General features: G+C 40.0%; 20 protein-coding genes and 3 pseudogenes. 14 read left to right on the top strand and 9 right to left on the bottom strand.

Going from position 1 to position 16,936, the window contains the following annotated elements:
* Window positions 1-38 precede the first annotated feature (38 nt).
* The 9 genes and pseudogenes from ccoN to ACWYN3_RS35935 all read left to right on the top strand — a co-directional run bounded on the left by ccoN (window position 39) and on the right by ACWYN3_RS35935 (window position 5,683).
* Window positions 39-2,153, top strand: a pseudogene (ccoN, locus tag ACWYN3_RS35975) (cytochrome-c oxidase, cbb3-type subunit I).
* Between the two features lie 166 nt (window positions 2,154-2,319).
* Window positions 2,320-2,574 (top strand): hypothetical protein, encoded by a 255-nt coding sequence (locus ACWYN3_RS35970; RefSeq protein WP_456218474.1) that lies wholly within the window; start codon window positions 2,320-2,322, stop codon window positions 2,572-2,574.
* On the top strand, window positions 2,574-2,747 hold the full coding sequence (locus ACWYN3_RS35965) for a cbb3-type cytochrome c oxidase N-terminal domain-containing protein (RefSeq protein WP_456218473.1): 174 nt from the start codon (window positions 2,574-2,576) through the stop codon (window positions 2,745-2,747). The genes ACWYN3_RS35970 and ACWYN3_RS35965 overlap by 1 nt, the downstream gene beginning before the upstream one ends.
* A 197-nt stretch (window positions 2,748-2,944) precedes the next feature.
* Window positions 2,945-3,163: pseudogene (locus ACWYN3_RS35960) on the top strand (c-type cytochrome); the annotation flags it as partial.
* A 3-nt stretch (window positions 3,164-3,166) separates the two neighbouring features.
* Window positions 3,167-3,760, top strand: coding sequence for a 4Fe-4S binding protein (locus ACWYN3_RS35955; protein WP_456218472.1), 594 nt, complete (start codon window positions 3,167-3,169; stop codon window positions 3,758-3,760).
* 29 nt (window positions 3,761-3,789) lie between these two features.
* Window positions 3,790-4,338 (top strand): 4Fe-4S dicluster domain-containing protein, encoded by a 549-nt coding sequence (locus ACWYN3_RS35950; RefSeq protein ID WP_456218471.1) that lies wholly within the window; start codon window positions 3,790-3,792, stop codon window positions 4,336-4,338.
* Entirely contained in the window at window positions 4,338-4,580 is a 243-nt protein-coding gene (locus tag ACWYN3_RS35945) for a FixG Ig-like domain-containing protein (RefSeq protein ID WP_456218470.1), read from the top strand. Before ACWYN3_RS35950 ends, ACWYN3_RS35945 begins: the two co-directional genes overlap by 1 nt.
* Window positions 4,581-4,583: 3 nt before the next feature.
* Window positions 4,584-5,009 carry a FixH family protein gene (locus ACWYN3_RS35940; RefSeq protein WP_456218469.1) on the top strand — a complete coding sequence of 142 codons (426 nt, stop codon included), beginning with the start codon at window positions 4,584-4,586 and terminating at the stop codon, window positions 5,007-5,009.
* On the top strand, window positions 5,006-5,683 hold the full coding sequence (locus ACWYN3_RS35935; protein ID WP_456218468.1) for a sulfite exporter TauE/SafE family protein: 678 nt from the start codon (window positions 5,006-5,008) through the stop codon (window positions 5,681-5,683). The genes ACWYN3_RS35940 and ACWYN3_RS35935 overlap by 4 nt, the downstream gene beginning before the upstream one ends.
* A 33-nt stretch (window positions 5,684-5,716) precedes the next feature.
* Here ACWYN3_RS35935 and ACWYN3_RS35930 read toward each other — a convergent pair whose 3' ends face one another.
* From ACWYN3_RS35930 to ACWYN3_RS35895, 8 genes are all read right to left on the bottom strand, one after another.
* Window positions 5,717-6,253, bottom strand: coding sequence for a hypothetical protein (locus tag ACWYN3_RS35930; protein ID WP_456218467.1), 537 nt, complete (start codon window positions 6,251-6,253; stop codon window positions 5,717-5,719).
* Window positions 6,247-7,080, bottom strand: coding sequence for a coproporphyrinogen-III oxidase family protein (locus ACWYN3_RS35925; RefSeq protein ID WP_456218466.1), 834 nt, complete (start codon window positions 7,078-7,080; stop codon window positions 6,247-6,249). The genes ACWYN3_RS35930 and ACWYN3_RS35925 overlap by 7 nt, the downstream gene beginning before the upstream one ends.
* Window positions 7,070-7,225: a hypothetical protein gene (locus tag ACWYN3_RS35920; RefSeq protein WP_456218465.1), complete on the bottom strand. Its 156-nt coding sequence runs from the start codon at window positions 7,223-7,225 to the stop codon at window positions 7,070-7,072. Before ACWYN3_RS35920 ends, ACWYN3_RS35925 begins: the two co-directional genes overlap by 11 nt.
* A gap of 23 nt (window positions 7,226-7,248) precedes the next feature.
* On the bottom strand, window positions 7,249-7,527 hold the full coding sequence (locus ACWYN3_RS35915; protein ID WP_456218464.1) for a hypothetical protein: 279 nt from the start codon (window positions 7,525-7,527) through the stop codon (window positions 7,249-7,251).
* Window positions 7,528-7,610: 83 nt separating this feature from the next.
* A complete protein-coding gene (locus ACWYN3_RS35910; protein ID WP_456218463.1) occupies window positions 7,611-7,730 on the bottom strand; it encodes a helix-turn-helix domain-containing protein in 120 nt (39 codons plus the stop codon).
* Entirely contained in the window at window positions 7,700-8,209 is a 510-nt protein-coding gene (locus tag ACWYN3_RS35905) for a Crp/Fnr family transcriptional regulator (protein ID WP_456218462.1), read from the bottom strand. The genes ACWYN3_RS35910 and ACWYN3_RS35905 overlap by 31 nt, the downstream gene beginning before the upstream one ends.
* Before the next feature lie 4 nt (window positions 8,210-8,213).
* Window positions 8,214-8,678: a response regulator transcription factor gene (locus ACWYN3_RS35900; protein WP_456218461.1), complete on the bottom strand. Its 465-nt coding sequence runs from the start codon at window positions 8,676-8,678 to the stop codon at window positions 8,214-8,216.
* Window positions 8,679-8,706: 28 nt separating this feature from the next.
* Window positions 8,707-9,897 carry a PAS domain S-box protein gene (locus ACWYN3_RS35895; protein ID WP_456218460.1) on the bottom strand — a complete coding sequence of 397 codons (1,191 nt, stop codon included), beginning with the start codon at window positions 9,895-9,897 and terminating at the stop codon, window positions 8,707-8,709.
* 329 nt (window positions 9,898-10,226) lie between these two features.
* Here ACWYN3_RS35895 and ACWYN3_RS35890 point away from each other — a divergent pair, with 329 nt between their 5' ends.
* Together ACWYN3_RS35890 and ACWYN3_RS35885 are read left to right on the top strand one after the other, a co-directional pair.
* Window positions 10,227-11,282: a hypothetical protein gene (locus ACWYN3_RS35890; protein ID WP_456218459.1), complete on the top strand. Its 1,056-nt coding sequence runs from the start codon at window positions 10,227-10,229 to the stop codon at window positions 11,280-11,282.
* 53 nt (window positions 11,283-11,335) lie between these two features.
* Entirely contained in the window at window positions 11,336-12,040 is a 705-nt protein-coding gene (locus ACWYN3_RS35885; RefSeq protein ID WP_456218458.1) for a hypothetical protein, read from the top strand.
* Window positions 12,041-12,121: 81 nt separating this feature from the next.
* Here the strand turns inward: ACWYN3_RS35885 and ACWYN3_RS35880 are convergent, their stop codons facing one another.
* Complete coding sequence (locus ACWYN3_RS35880; protein WP_456218457.1) at window positions 12,122-12,739, bottom strand: DUF4142 domain-containing protein; 618 nt, start codon at window positions 12,737-12,739, stop codon at window positions 12,122-12,124.
* Window positions 12,740-12,850: 111 nt separating this feature from the next.
* Here ACWYN3_RS35880 and ACWYN3_RS35875 point away from each other — a divergent pair, with 111 nt between their 5' ends.
* From ACWYN3_RS35875 to ACWYN3_RS35865, 3 genes and pseudogenes are all read left to right on the top strand, one after another.
* Window positions 12,851-13,702, top strand: a complete 852-nt coding sequence (locus tag ACWYN3_RS35875; RefSeq protein WP_456218456.1) for a DUF2911 domain-containing protein — start codon at window positions 12,851-12,853, stop codon at window positions 13,700-13,702.
* 580 nt (window positions 13,703-14,282) lie between these two features.
* Window positions 14,283-16,802, top strand: a complete 2,520-nt coding sequence (locus ACWYN3_RS35870; RefSeq protein ID WP_456218455.1) for a DUF11 domain-containing protein — start codon at window positions 14,283-14,285, stop codon at window positions 16,800-16,802.
* Window positions 16,799-16,879 (top strand): annotated as a pseudogene (locus ACWYN3_RS35865) (hypothetical protein); the annotation flags it as partial. The gene ACWYN3_RS35870 and the pseudogene ACWYN3_RS35865, both read left to right, overlap by 4 nt.
* Window positions 16,880-16,936: the final 57 nt, after the last annotated feature.

Genomic DNA, 16,936 nt, shown 5'->3' with positions numbered 1-16,936 from the left:
AGCTAATTTTACCCCCATAAACCAACCAGTTTTTTCTCATGACTGAAAAATTCCATTACGACAACAAAATCGTCAGAAACTTCGCATTAGCCACCATCGTCTGGGGTATAGTGGGAATGACGATTGGACTATTGATTGCCATGCAGCTCTTCAAGCCTGCTATGAATCTGGGTTCCCAATACACGACTTTTGGCCGTATCAGGCCACTACATACCAATGCAGTAATTTTTGCATTTGTAGGTAATGCCATTTTTATGGGCGTTTATTATTCTTTACAGCGGCTCCTTAAAGCAAGGATGTACAGTGATGTATTAAGTAAAATACATTTCTGGGGCTGGCAATTAATTATCATCGCAACGGTGATTACCCTGCCACTGGGGATGACCAGCTCACATGAATATGCAGAAATGGAATGGCCGATAGATATTGCAATTACAGTAATCTGGGTCGTATTCGGTTACAATATGTTTGGAACGATTATTAAAAGACGGGAGAAACACATGTATGTGGCTATCTGGTTTTACATCGCCACCTTCGTTACAGTCGCTGTATTACATATTGTCAACTCTATTCAGTTACCAGTTTCTGCATTTAAAAGTTACTATGTATATGCAGGTGTACAGGATGCCCTGGTACAATGGTGGTATGGACACAATGCCGTGGCATTCTTCCTGACTACCCCTTATCTGGGTATGATGTACTACTTTTTACCAAAAATGGCTAATCGCCCTGTATATTCTATAAACTGAGTATCCTGCATTTCTGGTCACTAATTTTCATTTATATCTGGGCAGGGCCTCACCATTTATTATATACTTCACTGCCTTCATGGGCACAATCTTTAGGAGTAGCTTTCTCTGTCATGCTGATCGCTCCAAGCTGGGGTGGTATGATCAACGGACTACTTACTTTACGTGGTGCATGGGATAAAGTAAGGGAAGATCCTAAACTGAAATTCATGGTAGTAGGTTTAACAGCCTATGGTATGGCCACCTTTGAAGGCCCGCTATTAGCATTTAAACAGATTAATGCGATTGCCCATTATACAGACTGGATAGTTGCACACGTACATGTTGGTGCTTTAGGCTGGAATGGATTTTTAACGTTTGCTATTTTATACTGGTTGATTCCAAGAATCTACAACACAACTTTATACTCTGTAAAACTTGCTTCCTTCCACTTCTGGATAGGTACACTGGGAATTATATTTTATGCTGTCCCTCTTTACTTTGCCGGGTTTACGCAGGTTTAATGTGGAAAGAGTTTACTCCTGAAGGTGTATTAAGATATCCTAACTTCCTGGAAACCGTTATCCAGATTCTGCCAATGTATGTTATGAGAGCTATTGGTGGTGCATTATATCTGACAGGAGTAATTGTGATGACTTATAACCTGATCAAAACAATGAAATCAGGTAAGCTGGTAGCTAATGAACCAGCCGAAGCACAGCCTTTACCTCAGGTTTATGTTGCGCAAGGCGATGATAAGAAATTACACCGCATGCTGGAACGTAAACCAATGATCTTCATGGTGCTTTCATTGATTGTAATTTTAATTGGTGGAATGATTGAGATGATGCCAACATTTACCATTAAATCTAATATCCCAACCATATCAAGTGTAAAGCCTTATACACCATTAGAATTACAAGGCCGGGATGTTTATATCAGAGAAGGTTGTGTGAACTGTCACTCTCAAATGATCCGCCCATTCCGTTCTGAAACTGAACGTTACGTTACGGAGAATACAGTAAAGCTGGAGAGTTTGTTTATGACCATCCGTTTTTATGGGGATCGAAACGTACAGGACCTGATTTACAGCGTGAAGGTGGCAAGTATGGTAACGCATGGCATTATAATCACTTGTATGATCCGCAAACGATGTCACCAGGTAGTATTATGCCTCCATATGAATGGCTTGCTGAACAGAAACTGGATACAACAACGACCCGTGTAAAAATCAATGCGATGCGCACTTTGGGTGTTCCTTACGAAACAGGTTATGAGCATAAAGCAAATGCCGATCTGGATGAACAGGCAAAAGCAATCGCCAAAGATTTACAACAGAATAATATTAAGGTAAAAAGTGATAAGGAGATCATCGCGATCATCGCTTATCTGCAACGCCTGGGAACAGATATTAAAGCAAAATAAAACATGTTTAAGCAATTTTTAGATAAGGTTGATGGAAACCAAGGGTATCTGCTCAGCTCACTCGGCATCTTCATGCTATTTTTCTTACTGGTCGGCATCTTATTGCTGACTATGAAAAAGGACGAAATAAAATATATGAGCGAACTCCCAATAAAAGACGATCAGGATGAAAGAGGTAATTAACAGCAGCTGGTCTACTGGCAGTACATCAGCAGACATTGTAATCGTTTTAATGCTCATTACTGCGGTTATGATCCTTTGCGTAGCAATACTGATGCTAAAGGTGATTAAGTTTTATGTAAGGGAGTCTGTTAACCCTACGCCTTTTGCTACACCAGCAGAGAGAGAGAAAAGACGACTGGAAGAAGAAGCTTTACAGGTTATCAAAAAGACAAAAAACCTTCGATATGGACTAAGCTGATGCAGCTAAAACCTATGGAGGAGGAGAAAAACCTGGTCATGGAGCATCAGTTTGATGGCATCGCAGAATTGAACAATCCTACACCTGCCTGGTTTATGATCCTGTTTTATGGTACAATCATCTTCGCCATTGGCTATTTACTGACTTATGATGTACTGGGCTATGGTAAATAAACAGAGGAAGAGGAGTATATCGCAGAGATAGAACAGGCGGCAGAAGCTAAAGTTGCTTTCCTGGCAAATCCTGCGAATGCAGCAAATGCGGTAAATGAAAACAATATGGAACAAAGTAAGGATGAGGCTGTGATTAAAAACGGGGGGCGTCTTTATTTGCTAATCGCTGTACCCCTTGTCATGGAGAGCATGCCGAAGGTATTGTAGGGCCAAACCTGACTGATGAATACTGGTTGCATGGTGGCACAGCAAAAGATGTTTTCAAAACAATCAAGTATGGAGTTCCAGAAAAGGGAATGATTGCCTGGGAAAAATCACTCAGTGCACAACAGCTGTCTGACTTAACGAATTATGTTTTGTCATTAAAAGGAACAAAACCTGCGGGTGCAAAAGCACCACAGGGTAACAAAGAATAAGATATGTCACAAAGTCCTGCACATTTCAGAGATCAGCCTGGTACGATTACCGATGACGGAAAAAAAAAAAGTGGATCTATCCTAAAATTATTATTAAAGGAAAGAAAGGTTTATCAGTACCGTGCTGCGGTCAGTTATTTTTTCCTGGCTGTACTTTTTTCTGCTCCATTCCTGAAACTGAATGGAGAACAGCTGATCCTGCTGAATGTGCTGGAAAGGAAATTTGTCTTTTTTGGTATTATTTTCTGGCCACAGGATTTCTACCTTTTTGTATTGGCATTATTGATTTTTATCATAGGTGTGGTGTTGTTCACGGTAGTTTTTGGGCGGGTCTTCTGCGGATGGGCCTGCCCTCAAACCATCTTCCTGGAAATGGTTTTCCGGAAAATTGAGAACTGGATAGAAGGTGATCATTTGAAACAAAGGAAACTGGACGAAGGGCCGCTTAATTTTGAAAAGGTCAGGAAGAAAACAATTAAACATGTATTGTTCCTGGCCATCTCCTTTCTGATTGCCAACATCTTCCTTTCTTACCTGATCAGTAGTGCGGTACTCTGGAAAATAATGACCGAACCCATTGCTATGCACGTAACGTAACCGGGTTTATTGCGATCTGTGTATTTACATTGGCATTCTATCTTGTGTTTTCAAGAATGAGAGAGCTGGTTTGTACGGTAGCTTGTCCTTATGGACGTTTACAGGGTGTGTTGTTAGATAATCAGAGCATTATTGTCGCTTATGATTATCAGCGTGGAGAGCCTCGTGGAAAACGGGTTAAAGAAATAGAACAGCCAGAAGGGGATTGTATTGATTGCAAGTTATGTGTACAGGTTTGTCCTACCGGGATAGATATCAGGAATGGTACTCAAATGGAATGCGTGAACTGTACAGCCTGTATTGATGCCTGTGATATGGTGATGGAGAAAATTGACCGTCCGCTTCGCTTAATCGGCTTTAAATCTGAAGATGAAATTGCCACTAAAAAACCTTTCCACTTAAATAAACGGATTTATGGTTATGCCGGGGTTTTATTGATGCTGATGACTGTTCTGGGCTATTTGCTGATCAGCCGAAGCGATGTGGAAACAACAATACTACTCAGAGCGAGTGTGGTACATTATATCAGCTCAGGGACAAAGATAAGACCGTCAGTAACCTTTATAATTCAGAGCTGATGAACAAGACTACCCGTCCGATTCAGTTTGAGATCGTGCCGGATAACAAGGAAGCTAAAATACAGTATATCCAGAAGGAAAACATAGTGAAACCTGGAGAAACCATAAAGATTACTTTTTTTGTGATCCTTCCACAAAAATCTATTCAGAAATATAAAACAGCTATTGGTTTTAAACTGATGTCTGAGCATAAAATTGCAGGACAGTTTAAGACTACATTTATTGCACCTTCTAATGAATAAGAGATGAACTGGGGAGTAAAAGTATTGATAGGTATGGGCACTTTTATGAGCTTCATTACTGTACTGGTGGTTATCATGTTTAACAGTAAAACTGATGCACTGGCGGACAACGATTATTATGAAAAGGGGATCAACTATAATAAAGTTTACAACCTGAAAGAACAGGTTAACCTTGATCATGCAAAGCCGGGAATAGTAATAAGTAGTGAAACAATCAGACTGACCTTTAAGAAGCAGGCTAAAGGAAATGTACGGTTAATGCGTACTTCAGATAAACGCCTGGATAGAGCTATGCCTTTTGAAACCAATCAGAACAAACAGGTATTGATCCCTGCTGTGAATTTGCCAAAAGGATCATGGAGGCTAATTATCGAATGGGAAAGTCTGTCTAAAAAATATCTTTACGAACAGGAAATTAATATCAAATGAGCGACCAGTATCTGGCATTTCTGATAGGATTGATGGGCAGTGTACATTGTTTAGGCATGTGCGGCCCGTTAGCTTTTGCTGTCCCCACTCTGCATAAGGGCTGGGGATTCCTGGTGTTGGATAAGCTGAGTTATCAGGGTGGCAGAATTATTTCTTATTGTATCCTGGGGGCTGTTATTGGTCTGATCGGCCAGCAAATATGGCTCGCAGGTGCGCAGCAGTATTTAAGTGTACTGAGTGGCTTGCTTATTCTTGTTGCCGCAGCTTCAAAACTATTTAATTTCTCTGCTGGCAGAGCTAATGCTAAATTACTGCAACCTTTTAACCGTTTGTTTGGTTATGCACTAAAGCACAAAGCAAATCATCTGATTATAGGAATTGTGAATGGCTTTCTGCCTTGTGGTTTAGTTTACCTGGCTTTAACCGGTGCACTGAATACCGGTAAGATAAATACAGCAGTGGGATATATGTTCTGGTATGGACTGGGAACAGTCCCATTGATGTTTATTGCTGGAATAAGTGCAGGTTTTACTTCTGCAATTTTCAGAAGAAAGATTAATAAGGTGATTCCTTATCTGATGATCCTGTTAGGAATCTGGTTTATCCTGCGGGGAATGGAATTGGATATTCCATATTTAAGCCCGGCCAAAGCCGGAACCGTAATATGTGTCTGATCTAAATAATTCCTGCTGTCACAGGCATTTGTATTAACCGGCCATACTGAATAGTTGTGTCTGTGGCTGATTGGCATAGAGTCTTGAATCAAGCGCCATGCAAATATTTCTTAAAAACCGCTTCCCTAATAAAGTTACTTTTAACTCAGTACCTTTTATAATCACTAATCCATCATCAGCTATTAAAGTCATCCGTTCCAGACCTTTGCTGAAACCAGCACTTTGTTCTTCAGGTTTAGCCCATGAGGTCTCCCCTTTACACATCAGGTTTAGGATGTGTCTTCTGATCACCAGGTCTTCCTGATCCAGTATATGGCCTTTAAAAACAGGAATCTGACCTTCATTAACCAGACTGATGTAATCTTCTACTTTTTTCACGTTCTGGGCAAAAGCAGTCCAGCTATCACTGATAGAAGATACGCCCAGCCCGATCATCAGTTTACTGTACTGATGGGTGTAACCCATAAAATTACGGTGTAACCTGCCTTCCTTTTCTGCGGTATATAAGCTATCGGTAGCCAATGTAAAATGATCCATTCCAATCTCTATATACCCACCTGCTTTCAGCATTTCACGGCCCAGTCATATAATTCCTGTTTTTCCGCAGCAGATGGAAGATCCAGTTCTGTATATCTGCGCTGTCCGGGTCTTACCCATGGCACATGTGCATAACTGTAAAAAGCAATCCTGTCTGGTCTTAAGGTTAGTACGGATGTTATAGTATCGGTTAATCCTTCTATATTTTGTAAAGGCAGACCATAAATCAAATCATAGTTCACTGAATGATACCCCACAGCTCTCGCCTGTGCTGTCACCAAAGCAACTTCTTCTACGCTCTGTATTCTATTAATAGCCAGTTGTACTTTTGGATCAAAATCCTGAATACCCAAACTCAGGCGTTTAAAACCCAATCGGTATAAAGTATCTAAATGGGCATGGGTTGTATTCGAAGGATGAGCTTCGAAACTAAATTCAGCTTCTGCATGAATGATGGCTGGTTTAAGAATCCCCTCGATTAACAGTTCAAGATTTTCAGCGCTAAAAAACGTAGGTGTTCCCCCGCCCAGATGCAGTTCACGGATCACAGGTTTAAGATCGAAGAGTTTTTGATATAACTTCCACTCTTTCAGTACAGCTTCAATATATGGGTCTTCTACCTTGTGGTTACGCGTAATACGTGTATTACAACCACAATAAGTACATAGGCTTTCACAAAAAGGTAAATGAATATAGATACTGATTCCGTCCTGATGATTGCTATGTGTAAATGAGTTACTTACTGCATAGGCCCATTTTTCCTGATCAAACCCTTCTGAATCCCAATAAGGAACTGTAGGATAACTTGTGTACCGCGGAGCGGCAACGTGATATTTCGCTATCAGTGCTTTAATGCTCATGATCTGGCGTTTTAGGATGAATCTGATCACAGGATTTTGAACAAACACAAGCAGAACCTAAACAACGGTTCTGCTGCAATTTATCAAGATTTAAGATCGTCTCTCTGGCAAGTGCAAGGGATAGTTCATCAGCTGTGTCTGCCATCAGCGAGACTGCCGGAACATTGGCTATTTTAATATTACGGCTGGCTGCTGCTGCTGATTAATATGAACAGTTGAAGTAGATCGGGTAGCGATATATTTCACCCCCAGATCGGCCAGACTATTAATCACTGCTTCTGAAACTTCATCTTCCGTAAAGACGATAACAGCTTCTTTTCCTGCCGCATAACTTACAGTATCAGGACTCAGCGAATTGGATATTAATGTAATATCGTGTTTTTTATGGTTGGCGATTGCCAGTGGCTCTTTTTCAAAAGATTTTATACTATAGGCTACTACTCTCATTCGGATCGATTTGTTAATGAGCAAAATTAACTCGAAAACAGGTCGGAGAGAATGAGGTTAGTCAGCCATAAATATGATCTGGATCAGTTTTTCATCTGTTGAAGCTTCACATGATCGAGTATCCCGATCTGACTTCCTTTTCTTTCAATGATCCCCTCATCTTTGAAATCACTTAGAATCCGGCTGACTGTTTCTGTAGCCATTCCAGCCATTGCAGCAAGGTTATCTCTGGAAATACGCGCAAGATAATCTGTCCTTCTTGTTTTTCAAGTTTACACAGACGCATAAGTACCTCTGCCATCCTTTTACGGACAGAATGATAGGCTAATTGCAAGAGTTGTTCTTCTTTGTCAAGCAGGTTATTAGACAGGATGTGAATAAACTGTCTGGCTACATCCGGGTAACGGTTAAGCAACTCTTCCAGCATCTCTTTTGGAAGCTGACAAATCGTAGTATCTTCTAATGCTTCAGCTGTTTCGGCATAAGGTTCATTCAATAACAAAGCCGGGATACCGAAATATTCTTCAGCACCATACATCCCCGTTAAAAGCTCTCTGCCATCCTCTGTGAGTTTAATAGTTTTTACCTTTCCGCTCAATACCAGGTAAATTCCCGAAACAGTATCTCCTTCGTAGTAAATGATCTGCTTCTTTTTAATCGTACGGACTTTACGGTCGAGCATGAGTTTATCCAGCTCTTTGACTCCTTGATTGGAAGAAATAAGATTGTTTAACTGAACAAATTGACTTGCTATAAAAAAGCTCTTGTTTTTCTCTTTTACTGAACCGGCTTTCTATGGCATTCAACAGTTCCACATCGTCAAAAGGTTTAACCAGATAATCATCAGCCCCCATCTCCATACCTTTACGCATGTCCATCCGCTCTGCTTTTGCAGTTAAGAAAATAAAGGGTATTGCGGCCGTTTCCGGATTTTTATTCAATAGATAAAGAACACCGTAACCATCCAGCTCAGGCATCATAATATCACACAAAATCAAATCCGGCAAATGACTATGGGCCGTTTCCACACCTTTTTTTCCGTTATCAGCCTGAAAAACCTCGTAATCGGCAAGTTCAAGTATTTCCGCTGTGCTTTCTCTGATATCGTCATTATCTTCAATAATCAATATCCTTTGTTTCCTGTGTTCCATGCTATTTATTGAATTCTATCCTATTGAATTAACCCGGTTTATTGAAAGATAAGGTAAATTTAGTCCCTTTGTTAATTTCACTTTCAAACTGTACTTCACCATTCATTAAACCGACGTAACGAAGTACAATGTTCAGACCTAAGCCTGTACCGGGAATATTTCCTGTATTATGCGCCCTGAAAAATGGCTGGAACAAATGTCTCTGATCTGTATCTGGTATACCGATTCCATTGTCTTTGATCGTAACCAGACACTGCTGATCATTAATTTCAGTATTGAACTCAATAAAAGTATTTTCTCCTGAGTATTTGATCGCATTATTGATCAGGTTGATCATGCAGTTTTTCAGCAGGTTCTGATCCAGTGAAACTACACTTTCCAGTCCTGTATGCTGATAAATAATATTTTGATCCTGCTTGGCAATCATCTGCATTTCTTCTGTAATTTCTTCTGATAGTTTAACCAGGTCAAAAGGTTGAAATGCAGGTTCTACCCTTCCCGCCTCTAATCTTTCCAGAGAAAGGAAGTCATTAAGGATAGTGGTCAGGTTACCAACTGCGTTCTTTATTTTGTGTACATGTTTCTCAATATTTTCATTGTGAAAGGGCTCGGCATATTTTTCAATAAGCGAAGCAGAAAGCTGTACGGAGCTCAGTGGTGTACGAAACTCGTGTGATGCCATAGAGACAAACCTGCTTTTCATCTGGTTGAGCTCTTTTTCTTTTTCAAGTGACAAACTTACCTCCTCTTTTGCTTCCCTTAAAGCAGTCACAGTTTTCTTGAGGGATTTAGTCCGTTCTTCAACCAGGCTTTCCAGCTCAGCTGCGTATTCCTGCAGACGTTCTTCCGCTTCTTTTTCTTTGGATAAATCGTGGATAAAACCGGTATATATTTTACGGCTTTCATACTGCACTTCACTAACGGCAAGCCTGAAAGGAAAAGTAGAACCATTTTTTCTCAATCCTTTTACTTCTCTTCCCTTACCAATTATATGTTTTTCACCCGTGTCATGGTAATTAGCCAGATAGCTGTCATGCCTGCCTTTATCAGGCTCAGGCATTAATTTAGATATATTCTGTCCGATAACTTCGTCCAGTGTATATCCGAAAAGCTTAAGAGCAGCAGGGTTAAGGCTTTCTATTTTCCCTCTTTGATCGATGGTAATAATTCCATCAATGGCTGTTTCAATAATTGCCTCTAATAACCTTGCTTTTTCCATAATCGATTTTTACAAATATAGAAAATCTATTAAGAGACTATATAACGTCTACACACCAGCAACTGTAATTAAAAGTATAACAGTATGGACCAATAAGCTTAAATAAAATATGCCTAAGTAATTTGGTTTCTGACTATCTGCGGTGTTCAATATTAAAGTTGCCATAATATGTCGTTTTTATTAGACAAATATCTATTCATTAGTTGACCCTATCTATGACGTCTGTCATCCCCGGGACAGGTATAAATCATAGAAAATAATGATCCATGTCATATTTTATATCCGGATTTCTCCGCTATTTTGCCGGCCTACAGATAAAACAGAATTGCATGAACCACACCTTTCATATACCCGTTTTGGGATTAGGTTACTCCATTGACACCCCATTAAAAGTGGCCAGATATGGCATTTCCTCTGTTCTTTCTATCGTTGATGATGAATTGACTGAGCGAATGAGAAAGTTCCACTGCACAGCAAATGGTCTTGATTATATATTGATTAAAAAAGAAGAAAATGATGGCCGTGCAAGGCGGACAACTGCTTACCTTGATTTAATCAGTAAATTGGTTGATCAGCAGTTCATATCATTAAGGGATGAACCGTTTATAGCGGGTGCAGATATCCATACTTATTTTGAACTTCTTCCGGAAAATTCCGCGTTAAAAGTTCAGTATCTCCAAATGCTCGGACTGGCAGAGGGAACAGAAAAAAACAAGCTGCAACAGGAATTACGCCTGCAGATGAAAGCGGGAAATATTGATGTGAACATCATGTCCAAGGTAGATAAAGCCAATTATACGGCTAGCCATGAAAATTTAGGAAATGACTATACAGATGCACTGGCGGCAATGAGAGGGTTTGGAAACAGTACTTTATCTTCATCCGTTGTAATCTCTGCGGGTCTGAATCCAAGGTTATACACTTATATGGAGAACTGTTTAGATTTTTATCCTGATTTAAACGGACAGATTAAAAAGAAAATCATTCTCAAAGTCAGTGATTTCAGATCGGCTTTGATACAGGCAAAAATGCTCGCCAAAAAAGGACTGTGGGTAGCAGAATTCAGAGTAGAATCTGGTTTGAACTGTGGAGGTCATGCTTTCGCAACTGAAGGTCTATTGTTAGGCCCGATTTTAGAAGAATTTAAGCAAAAGAGAAATGAACTGCGGGAAGAATTATCAGGTATTTATCAAACTGCACTGCTCAATAAAGGGATAGCATTAACTAAAGATCCAATACTCAAATTTACTGCCCAGGGAGGAATTGGTACTGCGGGAGAAAATGCTTTTCTGCTTAATTATTACCAGCTGGATGCCACCGGATGGGGCAGTCCGTTTTTATTGGTTCCTGAAGCGACTAATGTTGATACGATACGCAAACTCTAGCGGCTCTGGTCACAGCGCAACAGGAGGATTTTTATGTAAGCAATTCTTCGCCTTTGGGTGTATTGTTTAATAATTTCAAAAACAGCACGATAGAAGAACAGCGTTTGCAACGGATAGCAAAAGGAAGACCAGGCAGCCCATGTACTAAAAAATTCTTATCTACCAATACGGAGTTTACAGAATTGCCTATCTGCACCGCTTCAAGAGAATATCAGCGGTTGAAAATCAAACAATTGGAATCCACAGAACCAGATCCTGCACTTTTTGCTGAAAAATTTGAGGCTATTACAGAGAAAATATGTCTTTGTGAAGGTTTGTGTGCATCAGCTTATTTAAAGAACGACATGCTGAAACCAAGAGAGAATAAAGCGGTAAGTATTTGCCCGGGCCCAAACCTCGCTTACTTTTCCAGACAGTATACATTGAAAGAAATGATAGGTCATATTTATGGAAGGGAAACGATCACCTTTAAATTCAATCGCCCAAATTTATTTATCAATGAACTGCATTTATATGTTGATTATCTGAAGAAAGATCTAAGTGCGCAATTGCATGATCTGAATGCAAAAAAGACCAAATATTTCGAAAAATTCAGAGAAGAATTATTCAAAGGGATCAACTATTACAGAGATCTGATTCCTGAATTAAAACTTCAGACAGATATTGCCACTCAGGAATTACACCTCCAATTACAAAAAGCTGAAGAGAAACTAAAATTGATTACTCAGGTACTTGACCCTGTTAGAGTTCAGGGATAAGAAAAGGGCATTCTGTTTAATTACAAAATGCCCTTTTGACTAGTATATACTGATCAATTGTAAACTGAACTAATTAGCAAACTATTTCAGTTTTGCCTGAATAGCCTTTGCTTTTTCAAAGTGACCAGTAATAACTGGCAACATTTTTTTTGCAAATTCACTTACTTCTTTTGTCTGAGAAGCTGCTGCTGATTTAAATAAAGCTATAGTCTTATCGTGGTCGGTAACCATCATCATATCAATATAGTGATGGTCAAAAGCAGTACCAGTCATGGTTTTCATCATATCCATGTGCGCTTTATCTTCCGCCGGAAATGCTGTTGGCAAGATAATTTTCTCTTTTTCCGCCAATGCTTTAAGTTCTGCATTGCCTTTAGAATGATCTTTCACCATTTCTTCTGCAAATGCTTTCACATCCGGATTAGTCGATTTTTGAGCAATCTGCCCTAAATCCACTTCCATCATTCCACCCAAAGCCGCACTTTTCATAAAAGTAGCTTCATCACCGTCAACTTTTGATTGATTGGTTGGGTCAGAAGGCGTTGTTCCGCTCATCTTTGAACCCATTTTTGAACTGTCTGATTTGCTTGAATCCATGGCGGTAGAATCACCTTTTACACCACGGTTCTCTGGACTTGTACATGCCTGAATAGAACAGGCTCCGATAACTAACAAGCCAAATAAACTTAATTGTTTCATAATCTTATAATTAAAATAAGTTTTGTTTACGAATTAACAGTTATTAATGGAAAAGGTTTGTACTATAAATCAAAACAGAACTGTAATTTCGTATAAACAAAACTTATTCTAATGAAAACATTACTCAAAACAACGTTACTGCTTATTCTGGCGGTGAGCCTGAATGCAGACCTGAAAGCACAAGGTATAAACATCCCTCAGCCTAGCTCTGGTCAAACCTTAATACAAGATTTCGGTCTTGGGAAAATCACAGTTAAATACTCCCGTCCAAATACCAAAGGACGTAAAGTATTTGGCGAACTGGAGCCTTACGGATCAGTTTGGCGTACAGGTGCTAACAGTGCAACAACGATTACCTTCACAGACAATGTAACTTTGGAAGGTCAGCCGGTTCCTGCTGGTGATTATGCATTATTTACTATTCCAGGCAAAACTGAATGGACAGTAATTTTAAACAAAACCACGAAACAATGGGGTGCTTATGATTACAAAGAGTCTGAGGATTTTTTAAGGTTCAAAGTTAAAGCGGGTACAGTAAAAGACAAGGTAGAAACGTTTACTATTGGATTTACTGATGTATTGCCAACAAAAGCTGTCATGCAATTAGCATGGGATAATACTTTAGTATCGGTGAATATGACCACTGATATTGATGCTAAAGTAATGTCAAGTATTGACGAAGCAATGAAAGGTGATAAAAAACCATACTTCCAGTCAGCTATTTATTACCTTGAAAATGGAAAGGACCTGAACAAGGCAATGGAATGGATGAATGCTGCGGATGCAGCTGATGGCGGTAAAGGTCCGTGGATCAAACTATGGAAAGGCCGCGTTCAACTTAAAATGGGCGACAAAAAAGGTGCAGCGGAAAGTGCAGCTGCTGGTATTAAAATAGCTACAGAAATAAAAAACCCTGAATACATTCGTTTAAATACAGCTTTATTAGCTGACGCAAAGAAATAAACCAATTAGCAATTCCTGCAGAAGGCGTGTTTTAATTTTAAATTAAGACACGCCTTTTTTATTTATTAGTTTTCCTGATACGCAAATTCTTAAAATGAATAAAATGAACAAAACGTAAATATCAATCTATCAGTTATTTATTTTAGATTTATAATTAGTATTATAAATCTCATTGTGAATATATAATTGACGATTTAAAATTTTATAATACCTGACATCTAAATCTACGCCTATGAAAAATTCTACTTTCCTTCCTAAGGAATATCAGGACAATTGTCTAATAAGAATTCTTCACCCAGTTACCCCCTGATTATTTTCCAATCCAATTTCTCAAGTATGCAATTAACTAATTGCAACTAAATATTTTAAAAAAATATAAATTAACGCTACGTCATAAAATTTTATTGTAAAGCGATCCTTTTTATCAAAAGGACGGAGAGAGGTGATATAGAATCCACGTAGTCATTACTATATGGTCATACTACCATAGAAGTAATTAAAGCCCTTCTACGATGAAAAAACTATCTACTCGACCTCTGTCTGCAAAAATACTTGCACTCTCTCTTTTCTTCTTCCCTTTTTGAGTTTGGCTCAAAACCCGAAGACTCTTGAGTTTTTTGCTGCTTCTGGCAGTACTCTGGCAACAGGCCCTACAGTAAGTGCACAAACCTTTACCTTATTGGAAAACACCAATAATCCTACTGGTTTGACCTCAGCACCATACACTACCGGAGGTTCTCCTGTTACAGTCACTTTTAGCCTTGCTAACCAACAATATAATACAGCATCATGGCCATTAGTACCAGCAGCAACCAATCCAGGTTATTTCTTTGGAGGTACAACTACAGCAGGAAGTGATCAATATGCAGCCAGTAGTTTATTTCAAACCACAGGAGCGTTTGGCGGTGCAACAGATGCGATGTTTACATCCAGTCCATTAAACACAGGAGGGCCAGGTAATGGTATAAGTGCTGCTAATAACTATTCCATAGCACTTTTCGCCTCTTCTACAGTTCTAAGGAATGCTGCAATCCCTGTTCCAGGCAGAATCCAAATGGCAGATTTAACGATCACTTTTAGCAGGGCTGTTAGCAATCCAGTTTTACATTTTGGTGGATTGGGGGCTTCGGTTACATCCGGTACATTAGTTACATCCCTGTCTCAGGAGTTCACCTTACTTACGCCCGGTATAACCCTATCTAAACTATCTGGTACAACGGAATTAAGTGTAAGCGGAACCCAGATTAATAATGGTTCAGCTGCGCCGAATGCAGGTTGTGGTGCCGGTGGTGCCTGTGGAAGTGTATTATTCAGTGGTAAAAATATAACCGCAATAACACTGAGAGTCTACTTAAGATCTACCGGGCCTGGAACAATATGGGCAGGTAACCCACAAGGTGCGGGTGATGCCGCAACTTTGGGTGTTTCACTTAATACACCAATAGATTTATCTATTGCTAAAACCCAAAGTAGCCCGTCGCCTGCAATTGGCAGTAATATGACTTTTACACTCACTGCCAGCAATCTGGGTAATAATAATGCAACCGGGGTTACTGTTAATGATATACTCCCCGCAGGATATACCTTTGTAAGTGCAACCCCTTCTGCAGGAACCTATACCCCAGGTACCGGCGTATGGAATATAGGTGGCCTCGCTACTGGTACCAATGCCACATTAAGTATTGTCGCCAAAGTGAATCTAACCGGTCCATATTCAAATACAGCCACCATAACTGGAAATGAGGATGATCCTGTAAGTACGAACAATACTTCAACTATAACTCCGGTTCCGGTTTTGAGAACAGACCGTCAGATCACAAAAACAGTAGATAATTCAACTCCGGCAGTAGGCAGCAATGTTGTTTTTACTTTAAACGCATTGAACAACGGGCCTAGTCCGGCTACAGGAGTTACTGTAACTGATGTTCTTCCTGCCGGCTATACTTTTGTCAGCAATACTACACCAACAGTAGGCACTTTCAATAATCTCTTAGGAATATGGACTATTGGAAACCTGGCAAGTGCAGCAGGTGGCAATATGACCATTACAGCTCAAGTCAATGCCACCGGCCCATACACCAATACGGCAACTATTGCCGGAACCGAGACCGATCTGGTTGCAGGGAATAATAGTTCTCCGATTACTCCGGTACCAGTTCCTACCTCAGACAGATCAATATCAAAGTCTGTAAACAATATAACACCAGCTGTAGGCAGCAATGTCGTGTTTACCCTGACTGCGACCAATAATGGTCCCAGTACAAGTACAGGAACCACGGTTACGGATTTACTTCCTACTGGTTATGCCTTTGTAAATGCAATCCCCTCGGCCGGAACCTATAACTCTGGTACTGGTGTGTGGACAATAGGTTCTTTAGCAAATGGAGCAAGTTCAACTTTAGCAATTACCGCTACGGTAAAAGCAACAGGTACTTACGCCAATACAGCTACGATAACGGGTACAGAAAATGATCCGGCAACCGGAAATAATAGTATGACAATCACACCTGTCCCTGTTCCCATTACTGACAGATCAATATCGAAGTCGGTAAACAACGCAACACCAGCAGCAGTTGGAAGTAATGTGGTATTTACACTCATTGCTACTAATACCGGTCCAAGTACAGGAACAGGAATTACAGTTACTGATGTGCTTCCTTTAGGTTATACTTACGTAAGTTCTACTCCACCGGCAGGTACAACTTATACTCCGGCTACCGGGTTATGGACAATAGGTACTTTAACTAGTGGAGCTACCTCGACATTAACCATTACCGCTACTGTTAAAGCAACCGGTCCTTATGGTAATACAGCGACGATCACAGGAACTGAGAATGACCCTAATATTGGTAATAATACTGAAACAATTACACCAACACCTATACCGACCACTGACAGGTCAATATCGAAGTCGGTAAACAACGCAACACCGGCAGTTGGAAGTAATGTGGTATTTACACTCATCGCTACTAATACCGGTCCAAGTACAGGAACAGGAATTACAGTTACTGATGTGCTTCCTTTAGGTTATACTTACGTAAGTTCTACTCCACCGGCAGGTACAACTTATACTCCGGCTATACCGGGTTATGGACAATAGGTACTTTAACTAGTGGAGCTACCTCGACATTAACCATTACCGCTACTGTTAAAGCAACCGGTCCTTATGGTAATACAGCGACGATCACAGGAACTGAGAATGACCCTAATATTGGTAATAATACTGAAACAATT

The sequence above is a fragment of the Pedobacter sp. NJ-S-72 genome (genome assembly GCF_053890575.1).
The sequence above is the reverse complement of the archived record's forward strand: the minus strand, read 5'-3'. Positions and strand labels throughout refer to the sequence as shown.